14 protein-coding genes are annotated in these 12,770 nt (G+C 34.2%); 9 read left to right on the forward strand and 5 right to left on the reverse strand.

Annotated elements, in window-relative coordinates; all coding sequences use genetic code 11:
* Window positions 1–177: 177 nt before the first annotated feature.
* Window positions 178–666, reverse strand: a complete 489-nt coding sequence (locus SD960_RS15475) for a GNAT family N-acetyltransferase (protein WP_318804528.1) — start codon at window positions 664–666, stop codon at window positions 178–180.
* A 169-nt stretch (window positions 667–835) separates the two neighbouring features.
* On the opposite strand from SD960_RS15475, the gene fbp reads away from it, so the two are divergent.
* Window positions 836–1,843 (forward strand): class 1 fructose-bisphosphatase, encoded by a 1,008-nt coding sequence (fbp, locus tag SD960_RS15480; protein WP_318804529.1) that lies wholly within the window; start codon window positions 836–838, stop codon window positions 1,841–1,843.
* Window positions 1,844–2,051: 208 nt separating this feature from the next.
* Here fbp and SD960_RS15485 read toward each other — a convergent pair whose 3' ends face one another.
* Window positions 2,052–2,483 (reverse strand): TerB family tellurite resistance protein, encoded by a 432-nt coding sequence (locus SD960_RS15485; protein WP_318804530.1) that lies wholly within the window; start codon window positions 2,481–2,483, stop codon window positions 2,052–2,054.
* A gap of 171 nt (window positions 2,484–2,654) precedes the next feature.
* On the opposite strand from SD960_RS15485, the gene SD960_RS15490 reads away from it, so the two are divergent.
* From SD960_RS15490 to SD960_RS15510, 5 genes are all read left to right on the forward strand, one after another.
* Window positions 2,655–3,248: a HupE/UreJ family protein gene (locus SD960_RS15490; RefSeq protein WP_115847969.1), complete on the forward strand. Its 594-nt coding sequence runs from the start codon at window positions 2,655–2,657 to the stop codon at window positions 3,246–3,248.
* A 6-nt stretch (window positions 3,249–3,254) separates the two neighbouring features.
* The gene (locus tag SD960_RS15495; protein ID WP_115847970.1) at window positions 3,255–3,683 is read left to right on the forward strand and encodes a deoxycytidylate deaminase; all 429 of its coding nucleotides are present in this window, start codon (window positions 3,255–3,257) and stop codon (window positions 3,681–3,683) included.
* Window positions 3,684–5,264: a S41 family peptidase gene (locus SD960_RS15500; protein ID WP_318804533.1), complete on the forward strand. Its 1,581-nt coding sequence runs from the start codon at window positions 3,684–3,686 to the stop codon at window positions 5,262–5,264. It abuts the gene before it with no gap.
* Between the two features lie 16 nt (window positions 5,265–5,280).
* A complete protein-coding gene (locus tag SD960_RS15505; protein ID WP_318804535.1) occupies window positions 5,281–5,646 on the forward strand; it encodes a nuclear transport factor 2 family protein in 366 nt (121 codons plus the stop codon).
* Between the two features lie 185 nt (window positions 5,647–5,831).
* Entirely contained in the window at window positions 5,832–6,107 is a 276-nt protein-coding gene (locus tag SD960_RS15510; protein ID WP_318804537.1) for a hypothetical protein, read from the forward strand.
* Window positions 6,108–6,209: 102 nt separating this feature from the next.
* On the opposite strand, the gene SD960_RS15515 is transcribed toward SD960_RS15510, so the two are convergent.
* From SD960_RS15515 to SD960_RS15525, 3 genes are all read right to left on the reverse strand, one after another.
* Complete coding sequence (locus tag SD960_RS15515; protein ID WP_318804539.1) at window positions 6,210–6,815, reverse strand: FAD-dependent oxidoreductase; 606 nt, start codon at window positions 6,813–6,815, stop codon at window positions 6,210–6,212.
* Window position 6,816: 1 nt separating this feature from the next.
* On the reverse strand, window positions 6,817–7,017 hold the full coding sequence (locus tag SD960_RS15520; RefSeq protein ID WP_042563701.1) for a hypothetical protein: 201 nt from the start codon (window positions 7,015–7,017) through the stop codon (window positions 6,817–6,819).
* 106 nt (window positions 7,018–7,123) lie between these two features.
* Window positions 7,124–7,702 carry a MarC family protein gene (locus tag SD960_RS15525; protein ID WP_318804541.1) on the reverse strand — a complete coding sequence of 193 codons (579 nt, stop codon included), beginning with the start codon at window positions 7,700–7,702 and terminating at the stop codon, window positions 7,124–7,126.
* Between the two features lie 378 nt (window positions 7,703–8,080).
* Here SD960_RS15525 and SD960_RS15530 point away from each other — a divergent pair, with 378 nt between their 5' ends.
* The 3 genes from SD960_RS15530 to SD960_RS15540 all read left to right on the forward strand — a co-directional run bounded on the left by SD960_RS15530 (window position 8,081) and on the right by SD960_RS15540 (window position 12,619).
* On the forward strand, window positions 8,081–8,650 hold the full coding sequence (locus tag SD960_RS15530) for a DUF3109 family protein (protein ID WP_318804543.1): 570 nt from the start codon (window positions 8,081–8,083) through the stop codon (window positions 8,648–8,650).
* A 335-nt stretch (window positions 8,651–8,985) separates the two neighbouring features.
* A complete protein-coding gene (locus tag SD960_RS15535) occupies window positions 8,986–9,963 on the forward strand; it encodes a ribonucleotide-diphosphate reductase subunit beta (RefSeq protein ID WP_318804545.1) in 978 nt (325 codons plus the stop codon).
* A gap of 265 nt (window positions 9,964–10,228) precedes the next feature.
* Complete coding sequence (locus SD960_RS15540) at window positions 10,229–12,619, forward strand: ribonucleoside-diphosphate reductase subunit alpha (protein ID WP_318804547.1); 2,391 nt, start codon at window positions 10,229–10,231, stop codon at window positions 12,617–12,619.
* The last annotated feature ends 151 nt before the right edge of the window (window positions 12,620–12,770 follow it).

Consider the following 12,770-nt stretch of genomic DNA (forward strand, 5'->3'; position numbering starts at 1 on the left):
AAACTGCTATTTTTTTATGTTTTTTTACCACAGATTAAAATGATTTTCCAGATTTTTTTTTAGCCACGAATTGCACAAATTTTCACTAATTTAATTCGCGCCAATTTGTGAAATTCGTGGCAAACTGACAAAGATTTTAAAATCATTTTAATCTAATAATCTGTGGCTAAATATTTTTTAATTTTTCTCTAAGAAAGAATTAATTCCTGTTTCGTCCATTTGAACAACCTGCCATCCGTCAAGAATTCTTGCGCCAGAATTCTTGTAGAAATTTACAGCTGGTGTATTCCAGTCCAATACATTCCATTCCACTCTTCTCACATTATCTTTTTTCCCCTGTTTCATAATTTCGGCATAAAGTGCAGATCCTAAACCGGTACCACGCATTTTTTCCTTTACAATTAAGTCTTCAAGGTGAATTGTTTTTCCTTTCCAGGTAGAATAACGGTAGTAGTATAATGCGATTCCAACAATTTCTTTTTGCTGTTTCTCACTTTCAATTTCGGCTACAAAAACATTAAATAATGGTTTTTCGCCAAAACCGTCACGTATTAAATCTTCTTCGGTTATCACAACAGCTTCAGGCTCTTTTTCGAATATTGCCAACTCCTGTATCAGTTCCAAAACCGCTTTCATGTCTTCAGGATTTCCCTTTCTAATATTCATTATTCTTATTATTAATTATTTATAAGCCAAAAAATATGCTTTTCCTGTATTCTTTTTGCCTTTAATTAGCAAATATACAATAGTAGCAAACTAACAAAATAATTTTTAAATCATTCTCACAAAATAAGCGATATTTGTGACTTAAAATTAAAACTATAACGATATAGCAATGGAAGAACGCAATAAAACACTGGGAGAGTTTATTATTGAGAACCAAAAAGCATTTCAGTATTCGTCGGGAGAACTTTCCCGAATACTCAACTCTATACGTTTGGCGGCAAAGGTCGTCAACTATAAAGTGAACAAAGCCGGGTTAGTGGATATTATTGGCGCCGTGGGCGAACAAAATATTCAGGGAGAAGAGCAGCAAAAATTAGATGTGTATGCCAACGAAGTATTTATTCAGACGTTAATAAACCGTGAGATTGTCTGTGGAATTGCTTCAGAAGAAAACGACGATTTTATTACAGTTCAGGGGAGCGACAACTGTCATAATAATAAGTACGTGATCTTAATGGATCCGCTTGACGGATCTTCAAATATTGATGTCAATGTTTCTCTGGGAACTATTTTTTCGGTTTTTAGAAGAATAACACCAATTGGTACTCCGGTTACAAGCGAGGATTTTTTACAACCGGGAGTAAATCAGGTGGCGGCAGGATATGTAATTTACGGCACATCGACCATGTTGGTTTACACAACAGGTTTTGGCGTAAATGGTTTTACACTGAATCCGGCAATCGGAACATTTTATTTGTCACATCCAAATATGAAATTTCCAAAAGATGGACATATTTATTCGGTAAACGAAGGAAACTATGTGCACTTTCCGCAAGGCGTAAAAAACTACATTAAATATTGCCAGCGTGAAGAAGATGACAGACCTTATACTTCAAGATACATAGGAAGTCTGGTTTCTGATTTTCATCGAAATATGATCAAAGGCGGGATTTATATTTATCCAACAAGTTCAAAAGCACCAAAAGGAAAGTTACGTTTATTATATGAATGTAATCCGATGGCATTTATTGCCGAACAGGCTGGAGGAAAAGCAACAGACGGTTTTGGGCGAATTATGGAAATCCAGCCAACTGAATTGCATCAAAGGGTTCCTTTTTTCTGCGGAAGCGAAAATATGGTAGAAAAAGCAGAACAGTTTATGGCAGAAGCTCAATAGTTTACAGTCTCAGTTTTCAGTTACAGCAACCCGACAGGTTTTAAAAACCTGTCGGGTTTATCATTTGAGTAGTTTTCAGTCTCAGTTTTCAGTTTGGACTTTAAATAGCAAACCCGACAGATTTTAAAAATCTGTCGGGTTTATACCTTAATTTCGATCTTAGTTTTAGACTTAGTGCAAAACTGTAAACTGAGATTGAAACTGATTACTATTTATGCATGTGCTGCATTTCGTAAACAAAAGTGTCAGCATCTACTTTTTTGTCTACTAATGACAATGCTTTTGCAATGATATAATTTACGTTGCTTGGCGTAAAACCTAAAGCAATTCCTAGTTTTCTTAACATTACCTCCTGTTGGTCTTCAAGATGATGGTCAACATGTACCATTCTCGTTAAATCGTATAAACGCTCCAATCGTTGAACATGTAAATAAGGAGGGTTAATTGGGTATTTTAATGGATCGCTTAGAATTTCTTCGTATTCAGTCTCTGAAATTTCTAAACGTGCAGCTAATTTATCCAAGAAACTTTTCTCTTCAGGAAGTACAATTCCGTCTGCTAATGCTACACGAACGATTGCTGAAAAGTGACCTTTGTTTCTTTGTTTGAATTCGCTATCGAATAAATCTGAAAATGACATAATTAATTAGTTTTTATGAAACAAAGATAAAAGTTATTTTAAATTAATAATTTTAATTTTCTCATAAAATTTAACTTTATTTTCCACGTTGATTTAATATCGGGGTTTCTCAGTTTTTTCAAAATAAATCGTAAGTTTACCACCCCTTAATCAATTAATACCATCATACCTATGTCAGAATTTTGGATTTATTTTCAGATAGGATTAAAGCACGTTTTAGATATTCACGCTTATGATCACGTTCTTTTTTTAATCGCATTAACAGTACCTTACACCTTTAAAGACTGGAAAAGAATTTTACTTCTGGTTACCGTTTTTACAGTTGGTCATACCTTAGCTCTCGTACTTTCTGTTTTTGGAATCATTGCTGTCAAAGTAAGTCTGGTTGAGTTTTTAATTCCAATTACGATTCTGATAACTGCTTTTTATCACCTCTTTACAGCAGGAAAAGCAACTAAAAATGACGGACTGAATTTGATATTTTTTGTAACATTGTTTTTTGGGATAATTCACGGACTTGGATTCTCTAATTATTTTAAAACAATTTTAGGAGGTAGTGCAACGTCAAAATTACTACCTTTAGGAGAATTTGCGTTGGGTATCGAAGCGGCACAACTAGTTGTTGTTTTTGTAGTTTTGTTATTATCATATATAGTGCAAACCGTATTTCGTTTTTCAAAACGCGATTGGGCACTTGTAATGTCGGCTTTTATTATCGGAGTTGTAATTCCGATGATTGTAGAAAGCCCAATTTGGAACAGATAAAATTAAATGGAAATAAAATTAAATAAATACGATAAAGCGTATCTTCGAATTGCCAAAGAATGGAGTTTACTATCTTATTGCAAGCGTAAACAAGTAGGTGCGATTATCGTAAAAGATCGAATGATTATTTCTGATGGTTACAACGGAACGCCATCTGGATTTGAGAATTGCTGCGAAGACGAAGAAGGACTAACACGCTGGGATGTTCTGCATGCCGAAGCAAATGCGATTTTAAAAGTAGCACGATCGACACAATCCTGCGAAGGAGCGACATTGTATATTACACTTTCGCCCTGCAAAGAATGCAGTAAATTAATCCATCAGTCTGGGATAAAAAGAGTCGTTTATCAGGATGGTTATCGTGACGATTCGGGAATTCAGTTTTTAATAAAAGCAGGTATCGAAGTTGAACATATTCCTGTTTTAGAAGAATAAATGAAATTTAATCCAACATATTTACCCATCATTATAGGAGCTACTTTTGCTCTTGGTATTATTGTAGGAAGCATGACCAATGCTCCTGCCGATGACCAGCTTTTGGCTAAAACCAGTTCAAAAACCAAGCTGAATAAACTGATTGATTTTATCAATAATGAATATGTTGATAAAGTGAACACAGACTCTATTGTAAATCTTACCGTAGATAATATTTTATCAAAATTAGATCCGCACTCTGTTTACATTCCGCCAAGCGAACAGGCAGAAGTTGCCGAAAGCATGAAAGGTGATTTTGTGGGAATTGGAATCAATTTTTATATGTACCGCGATTCTGTGGCGATTATCAGGCCGGTTGAAAATGGACCTTCGGCGAAAGCCGGACTAAAATCCGGTGACCGAATTTTATTTGCCGGAAAAACGAAATTATTTGGACGAAAATTACCTTCAGACAGTTTATTTTCGAAATTGAAAGGCATAAAAGGTTCTGAGATTGAATTAACCGTTTTTAGAAAATCGGAAAAGAAGAAACTCAAGTTTAAAATTAAGAGAGATGTTATTCCGCTAAAAAGTGTCGACGCCTCCTTATTATTGGATAATAAAACGGGTTACATTAAGATCAATCGTTTTGCCGAAACTACTTATAAAGAATTCAAAACTGGGTTGACAAGATTAAAACAGAACGGAATTCAGTCACTTGTAATTGATCTTCGCGATAATGGAGGCGGTTATATGGAAGAAGCTGTGGCTATTGCCGATGAGTTTTTGAAAGATAAACAAATGATTGTTTTTACCAAAAACAAAAACGGAACAACCGAAAACACATATGCGACACAGGCCGGAAGTTTTGAAACTGGAAAGGTATATATTTTAATTAATGAAAATAGTGCCTCGGCAAGTGAAATTTTAGCCGGTGCGATTCAGGACAATGATCGCGGAACTATTGTTGGTCGACGTTCTTTCGGGAAAGGTTTAGTACAGCGTGAAATGGATTTCAACGATGGATCTGCAGTTCGATTAACCGTGGCAAGATATTACACGCCAACAGGAAGATCCATTCAAAAACCGTATAAAAAAGGAAACGAAGAATATTACAAAGAATCTGAAGATCGTATAAAATCTGGAGAACTTTATGCAAAAGACAGTATAAAAGTAGCCGATTCCTTAAAGTTTAAAACACCAAAAGGGAAAATTGTTTACGGCGGCGGCGGAATTGTTCCGGATGTTTTTGTACCGATGGAAGCGGAACACGGAAATGAAAATGTTGCTTATTTATTGCAAACGGGAATAGTAGGACACTTTGTTTTTGAAGAATTAGATAAAAACAGAAATGCATTTGCCGGACTTCATTTTAATGAGTTTTTAACCAAAATGAAAAGTTCCGATGCCTATTTCAAAAAGTTTCAAAACTATATTTTAATGACAGGTTTAGACTTAAAATTAGACAAAACAAAAGCGTTGGTAAATCGCTACATTACAGCAGAATTTGCCCGACAATTATACGGAGAACTGTATTATTATGATGTGATTTTGAAGGAAGATGCAATGATTAAAACAGTTTTAAATCCGAAGAAAAAATAATTTAATTTTTTTTGATATGAAAACAGAAGAAGTTGTTAATGCAGAAATCGAACTTTTAACGGCAATCAAAAAAGCAGATGTTCCAGTTTTAGAAAAAATGCTCCATGACGATTTGTTATTCAATCTTCCTGACGGAAATACCATTACCAAAGAATTTGATTTGGAATCGTATCGTTTGGGTAAAATGAAAGTTGAAACGTTGGAAGCTTCAGATCAACTTATTACTATTATAGATGATGTTGCAGTTGTTGCAGTAACCGTTTCATTAAGGGGAACTTATGATGGTAATCCGTTAGGTGGTGCTTACCGTTATATCAGAGTGTGGAAACAGTTTAATGAAGATCTTCAGGTAATCGCCGGAAGCTGTGTCGTTTTGCAATAATTAAATAATAATAATTTTTTAAAATATAATGTAACGTTACTCGTTCCAACTTTGCGAACTTTGTATCTATAAATTCAAAATAAAACTTTAGTGAACCTTGCGTAAATCTTAGTGTTCGTTGCGGTTAAATACACACAAAACAAAATATGAAAAATTTAAAAAGCATAAGTGCATTATTAATTTTAATGGCATTTGTAATTTCTTGTACAGCTATGAAAGATACGAACAAGGCCATTTCAGGAAAAGTAGAATCAATAGAATCAGGAAAGGATGGTTACACAGCAAAAGTTATAACTGATACAAAAGAAGTTTATTTCGCGACAATCAGCATTGTAAATGTCGGCGGGCCTCAAAACTACAAGCAAGTTAAAATAGGAGATGAGGTTTCATTAAAAGGAGAAATCTGGAAAACTGACGACGAAAAACACATGAAAGTACAAGAGATTGTTTCAGTGAAATAATAACATAAATTTATTTTTTAACCATATAAGTTATATAAGTTCATATAATCTATGCGCAAAGTATTTTATATGAACTTATATAACTTATATGGTTAATTTTTCTTACCGAATGCTATCGTGAGCGTGAGTTTGTACTCCGTTATTCCAGAAAGTCAGAATATCGGTTGCAACAGCGGCGCCACTTCCTGCGGCAATAGCCAGTTGACTTCTCCAGCCTGCAAGAGTTCCAATAACATAAATGCCATCAGCGACTTTATGATCGTCGTTTTTTAGCTGAATACGTTGTTTTTCGGGTAAAGCTTTTTTGTGTGGTTCAATATATTGCATTAAACCTTCGATATCAAAAGTATTGGCAGAACCAATTCCGATTACGATATTTTTAGTCTTGTATGAGTTTTTATTTGTAATTACAGTAAATTCAGGAAAAGATCCCTCAACTTTAATTACTTTCTCATTTGCAATCTGAGTAATATGAGGATAAGTCAGAGCCAAATCCTGTGTGCTTTCTATAAGTAAATCAGATCCTAATTTGCCTGGCGTAATTCCGTAAGCATTGTAGAAAATTGCTTCCTGCAAAGAAGAATTTTTTTGGTGTGTAAAAATCCCGATTTTTTTATCGGCAACAAAAGCTTTGTTTTTGGCAGAACCTAATACGAGAGCACAGGACATGCCAGAAACGCCTCCGCCAATAATTAAAATATCAAACATATTATCTACCGTTCATTTTTTCTTCAATTCTTTTTGAAATTCTAAAAATCAAAAGAATTAAAACGGCACAAAAAGAAGCTGCTATTCCAATAAAAGCAACGGCACTATCTCCCTGAAAAGGATTTTTAAAGTCTAACAATGTAATGTTGAAAACGATTAAAGCTAAAGCTAAAAGTACTAATATGGAAGTGAAAATTTTCATATGGCTATTTTGTTTGTCTAAAATAATAAGTAAAACCTTTTGACGTAAAATTGTCTTAAAGTTGTATTTAGAAATTTTAATGGGGGTAAATTTATAAAAATAAATGTTAGACGAACAAACCTTTAACATTAGCAGCGAATAATTTAACAGCAATCGCTAAAAGTATCACTCCAAATGCCTTGCGAACTACGCCAAGTCCGTTTTCTCCTAATAAATCTTCAATTTTTTTAGACGATTTTAAAACGATATAAACCAGGATTATATTTAGCAAAATAGCAATTACAATATTAATGGTATGAAATTGAGATCGAAGTGATAATAAAGTAGTCATTGTTCCGGCTCCTGCAATTAACGGAAAAGCCAAAGGAACGATAGAAGCAGATCCGGGTTCTTCGTCGCGAAAAATTCTAAGTCCTAAAATCATTTCTAAAGCAAGAAAAAATAAGACAAAAGAACCTGCGACAGCAAATGAATGTACATCGATACCTATTAGATTAAGAAAGCCTTCTCCAACAAAAAGAAAAACAATCATAATAGTTCCTGCAACGATAGTGGCTTTTTCAGATTCAATATGACCAACCTTTGCTCTTAAATTCACAATAATCGGAATAGAGCCCACAATATCAATTACAGCAAAAAGCACCATGCTAACAGTAACAATTTCTTTGAAGTCAATTTCTAACATATTACTTTGGTTTTAAGCGTTTAAAATTTTTGCAAAGGTAGATAATAAAGGTAGGTGTTTTTTCGACATGATGTATTTTTGTTATAAAAACACGTTTTATTGGTTAAAAAAGTGATATTTGTAACAATTGATAACTTTCCCACAGGGATTCACAAAGATTTTCATAGAGTCACACAAAGTCTTTATTAGATTTACGAAAGTAAAATCTCAAATCTTTGTAAACTTAAAAAATGCGTTCCTGATAAAATTAAACTTTGCGAAACGCTGTGAAAAAACTTTGTGGTAAAACCTTACCGGGCACTGTAATAAAATTTGAACGTATTTTATCTGTTTTCTTTGACTATCTTTGCATTTTATAAATTTCAGTATTTCAATATCATGTTTCAATTAGGTAAAACCATTATTTCAGAAGATATTCTTGAAAAAGAATTTGTGTGCAACTTGTCGGCTTGTAAAGGAGCCTGCTGTGTTGATGGAGATGCCGGAGCGCCTTTAAGCGAAGCTGAAACCAAAATAATGGAAGAGATTTATCCTAAAGTAAAACCTTTTTTACGTAAAGAAGGAATTGCAGCAATCGAAGCGCAGGGAACCTGGGTAAAAGGAACCGACGGCGAGCTTGAAACACCTTTAATAGACGAAAAAGATTGTGCTTACGTAATTTTCGATGGAAAAACTGCACTTTGTGGAATCGAGCAAGCCTATAATCAGGGAATAGTTGACTGGAAAAAACCAGTTTCGTGTCATTTGTATCCAATTCGTGTAAAAGACTTCACAGAATTTGCTGCGGTTAATTATGACAAATGGGATATTTGCGATGATGCCTGTTCTTTGGGTAAAGAATTGGAAGTTCCGGTTTATAAGTTTGTAAAAGAAGCCCTGATTCGTCGCTTTGGCGAAGATTGGTATATGGAGCTTGAAAAAGTAGCTCAGGAACTTAAAAATTCTTAAAAAAATAACTGTAAAAAATACGCTTTTTATACGGTATTTTTTAACTCAATGAATTAAAGTTTTAACTCTAAAAAAACTTTTAAAAACAATTAAAAATTTCTTGCTTTTTATTGTAAAAAGTCTATATTTTACGGCACTTAAGGTGAAATAGATGATTTTAAAATACTCATTTTCAATATTTTAAATATTGTCTGAAAAATAGACTACTTTTTTGCCGTTGTTAAAAACTACGTCAAATTGTGAATAAGTTTGGCTTTCATTTTTAGCGATAAATGACAATCTTTGTACTACTCTGAAAAAGCAAAAAATCAGTAAAAAAATTAAACATAAAAGCCATGTCGCAAGTCGAACCAATTTTACAAGAAAACAAGAACCGTTTCGTTATTTTTCCTATCAAACATCATGATATTTGGGAATGGTATAAGAAAATGGAAGCTAGTTTTTGGACTGCAGAGGAAATCGATTTGCATCAGGATTTGACGGACTGGAATAACAAGCTTAATGATGATGAAAGATATTTCATTAAACACATCCTTGCGTTTTTTGCAGCATCAGACGGAATTGTAAATGAAAACCTTGCTGAGAACTTTGTAAACGAAGTTCAATATGCTGAAGCGAAGTTTTTCTACGGATTTCAAATCATGATGGAAAACATTCACAGTGAAACGTATTCTTTATTGATTGACACTTACGTGAAAGATGAAGCGGAAAAAGCAGAATTATTTAATGCTTTGGAAGTTTTTCCAGCTATCAGAAAAAAAGCAGACTGGGCTTTAAAATGGATTGAATCTGATTCGTTTGCTGAAAGACTAATTGCATTTGCTGCGGTTGAAGGTATTTTCTTTTCTGGAGCTTTCTGTTCTATTTACTGGTTGAAAAAACGTGGTTTAATGCCAGGTTTAACTTTTTCTAACGAGTTGATTTCTCGTGACGAAGGCGTACATTGTGATTTTGCAGTTCACCTTCACAATCATCATTTGATTAACAAAGTTCCAAAAGACAGAATTAAAGAAATCATCGTTGATGCTTTAGATATTGAAAGAGAGTTTGTAACAGAATCTCTTCCGGTAAGTTTAATTGGTATGAATGCAGCTTTAATGACACAATACTTAGAATTTGTTGCTGACAGATTATTAGTAGAATTAGGTTGTGAACGTGTTTATGGATCAGCGAATCCGTTTGATTTCATGGATATGATTTCTCTTCAGGGAAAAACTAATTTCTTTGAAAAACGTGTTGCAGAATATCAAAAATCTGGTGTGATGAACACAGATAGTGATGCTCAGAAAATTTCATTCGATGCAGATTTTTAGACAACAAAAAATATTTTAGTGTTTTCCCCAAATAAACACTGATAACGATTACAATTTTATAACAAAAACATTTTAGAATCTCTTTTCCCAAATCGAAGATTCAATAATTTTCAACGCATTTTCGGTCTGATTTCAGATTGGAATAGGGTGGCTATTGAGAATGCCGTAATTCTCAAAAAATAATGTAAAAACACACAATGTTTAAGTCCCGGAATTCGTTTTCTAGTGACTTTCATTTTTTCAATAAACTAAAAAAAGTAAGCTTATGTATGTAGTAAAAAGAGATGGCCACAAAGAGCCCGTAATGTTTGATAAGATTACAGAAAGAATCAAAAAATTGTGTTACGGGTTAAATGAACTCGTAGATCCTGTTAAGGTAGCCATGAGAGTTATCGAAGGATTGTATGACGGAGTTTCTACATCTGAACTTGATAATCTTGCAGCAGAAACGGCGGCATCTATGACTATTGCGCATCCTGATTATGCACAATTGGCAGCTCGTGTGGCGATTTCAAACCTACATTCGAATACAAAAAAGTCGTTTTCAGAAACGATGAAAGATATGTACAATTACGTAAATCCAAGAAACGGTCAGGAAGCACCGCTACTTTCGGATGAAGTATTTAAAGTGATTCAGGAAAACTCTGCTTTCCTTGATTCTCATATCATTTATACAAGAGATTTTAATTACGATTACTTCGGATTTAAAACTTTAGAGCGTTCGTATTTGTTAAAAATTAACGGAAAAATCGTCGAAAGACCACAACATATGTTGATGCGTGTTTCGGTTGGTATTCACTTAGACGATTTAAAATCAGTAATAGAAACCTACGATTTAATGTCTAAAAAGTTCTTTACGCATGCAACACCAACGTTGTTTAATGCGGGAACTCCAAAACCACAAATGTCTTCTTGTTTCCTTTTGGCAATGCAGGATGATAGTATTGATGGTATTTATGACACTTTGAAACAAACGGCTAAAATCTCTCAGTCAGCTGGAGGAATTGGTCTTTCTATTCATAACGTTCGTGCAACCGGATCTTATATTCGTGGTACAAACGGAACATCAAACGGAATTGTGCCAATGTTGAGAGTTTTCAACGATACGGCTCGTTATGTAGACCAAGGTGGTGGAAAACGTAAAGGTAGTTTTGCGATTTATATCGAAACATGGCATGCTGATATTTTCGAATTTTTGGATTTAAAGAAAAATACAGGAAAAGAAGAAATGCGTGCAAGAGATTTATTCTTCGCCATGTGGACATCAGATTTATTCATGAAACGTGTACAGGAAGATGCATCTTGGACTTTAATGTGTCCGAACGAATGTCCTGGATTATATGATGTTTACGGAGAAGAATTCGAAGCCATGTATTTGGATTATGAATTTAGAGGAAAAGGTAGAAAAACGATTCGTGCACGTGAATTATGGGAGAAAATCCTTGAATCGCAAATCGAAACAGGAACGCCTTATATGTTGTACAAAGATGCTGCAAACCGTAAGTCGAACCACAAGAATTTAGGAACAATTCGTTCGTCTAACTTGTGTACAGAGATTATGGAGTACACTTCTAAAGATGAAATTGCAGTTTGTAACTTAGCTTCTATTTCGTTGCCAATGTTTATTGAAAACGGAAAATTTGATCACCAGGCGCTTTACAACGTTACAAAACGTGTAACTCGTAACCTGAACAAAGTAATCGACAGAAACTATTACCCGGTAAAAGAAGCTGAAAACTCTAACTTGCGTCACCGTCCGGTTGGATTGGGAGTGCAAGGTTTGGCAGATGCTTTTATCATGTTGCGTATGCCGTTTACAAGTGATGAAGCTAAAGCTTTGAACCAGGAAATTTTCGAAACATTATACTTCGCAGCCGTAACCGCTTCTATGGAAATGGCAAAAGAAGAAGGTCCATATTCTACATTTGAAGGATCTCCAATGTCTAAAGGAGAATTCCAATATAATATGTGGGGAATGAAAGATGAAGAATTATCTGGTCGTTGGGACTGGGCTTCATTAAGAAAAGAAGTAATGGAGCATGGAGTTCGTAACTCATTATTGGTTGCGCCGATGCCAACAGCTTCAACTTCACAAATTTTAGGAAACAACGAAGCTTTCGAACCATATACATCAAACATTTACACACGTCGTGTATTGTCTGGAGAATTCATTGTAGTAAACAAGCACTTGCTTCATGATTTAGTAGAAAGAGGTTTATGGAATGAGACTTTGAAACAAGAAATCATGCGTCATAATGGATCAGTTCAAAATATTGATGTGATTCCACAAGACTTAAAAGAGCTATACAAAACAGTTTGGGAAATGTCGATGAAAGATATTATCGATATGTCACGTCAGAGAGGTTATTTCATTGATCAATCGCAATCGTTGAATTTGTTCATGCAAGATGCAAACTATTCTAAACTTACGTCAATGCACTTTTACGCTTGGCAATCTGGTTTAAAAACAGGAATGTATTACTTGAGAACTAAATCAGCAGTAGATGCTATTAAATTCACATTAAACAACGATAAAAAAGAGGAAGTTCCAACTCTAGTTGCAGCAACTGAAGAAATCAACGTTGAAGATTATAAAGCGATGCTTTTGAAAGCTCAAGCGGCAGATCCTGAGGATTGTGAAATGTGTGGGTCTTAATAATTTTAGATTTTCGATCTGAGATTTTAGATTTTTAGAATTATAAAAGCAGTTATTGTAATGATAGCTGCTTTTGTTTTTTTTAGGAGCCATTTCCCGCTTTCCGTTTCAATCTTTTTTATTTTTTAAAGAAAAAATAAAAAAAGGATTT

It is taken from the genome of Flavobacterium sp. MMLR14_040, from assembly GCF_033657265.1.
In the GTDB taxonomy this organism is placed as follows: Bacteria; Bacteroidota; Bacteroidia; order Flavobacteriales; family Flavobacteriaceae; genus Flavobacterium.

What these genes read in the sequence shown, in the direction of transcription:
- SD960_RS15475 (WP_318804528.1), bottom strand. Translation starts at nt 666, where the DNA reads ATGAATATTAGAAAGGGAAATCCTGAAGACATGAAAGCGGTTTTGGAA.
- fbp (WP_318804529.1), top strand. Translation starts at nt 836, where the DNA reads ATGGAAGAACGCAATAAAACACTGGGAGAGTTTATTATTGAGAACCAA.
- SD960_RS15485 (WP_318804530.1), bottom strand. Translation starts at nt 2,483, where the DNA reads ATGTCATTTTCAGATTTATTCGATAGCGAATTCAAACAAAGAAACAAA.
- SD960_RS15490 (WP_115847969.1), top strand. Translation starts at nt 2,655, where the DNA reads ATGTCAGAATTTTGGATTTATTTTCAGATAGGATTAAAGCACGTTTTA.
- SD960_RS15495 (WP_115847970.1), top strand. Translation starts at nt 3,255, where the DNA reads ATGGAAATAAAATTAAATAAATACGATAAAGCGTATCTTCGAATTGCC.
- SD960_RS15500 (WP_318804533.1), top strand. Translation starts at nt 3,684, where the DNA reads ATGAAATTTAATCCAACATATTTACCCATCATTATAGGAGCTACTTTT.
- SD960_RS15505 (WP_318804535.1), top strand. Translation starts at nt 5,281, where the DNA reads ATGAAAACAGAAGAAGTTGTTAATGCAGAAATCGAACTTTTAACGGCA.
- SD960_RS15510 (WP_318804537.1), top strand. Translation starts at nt 5,832, where the DNA reads ATGGCATTTGTAATTTCTTGTACAGCTATGAAAGATACGAACAAGGCC.
- SD960_RS15515 (WP_318804539.1), bottom strand. Translation starts at nt 6,815, where the DNA reads ATGTTTGATATTTTAATTATTGGCGGAGGCGTTTCTGGCATGTCCTGT.
- SD960_RS15520 (WP_042563701.1), bottom strand. Translation starts at nt 7,017, where the DNA reads ATGAAAATTTTCACTTCCATATTAGTACTTTTAGCTTTAGCTTTAATC.
- SD960_RS15525 (WP_318804541.1), bottom strand. Translation starts at nt 7,702, where the DNA reads ATGTTAGAAATTGACTTCAAAGAAATTGTTACTGTTAGCATGGTGCTT.
- SD960_RS15530 (WP_318804543.1), top strand. Translation starts at nt 8,081, where the DNA reads ATGTTTCAATTAGGTAAAACCATTATTTCAGAAGATATTCTTGAAAAA.
- SD960_RS15535 (WP_318804545.1), top strand. Translation starts at nt 8,986, where the DNA reads ATGTCGCAAGTCGAACCAATTTTACAAGAAAACAAGAACCGTTTCGTT.
- SD960_RS15540 (WP_318804547.1), top strand. Translation starts at nt 10,229, where the DNA reads ATGTATGTAGTAAAAAGAGATGGCCACAAAGAGCCCGTAATGTTTGAT.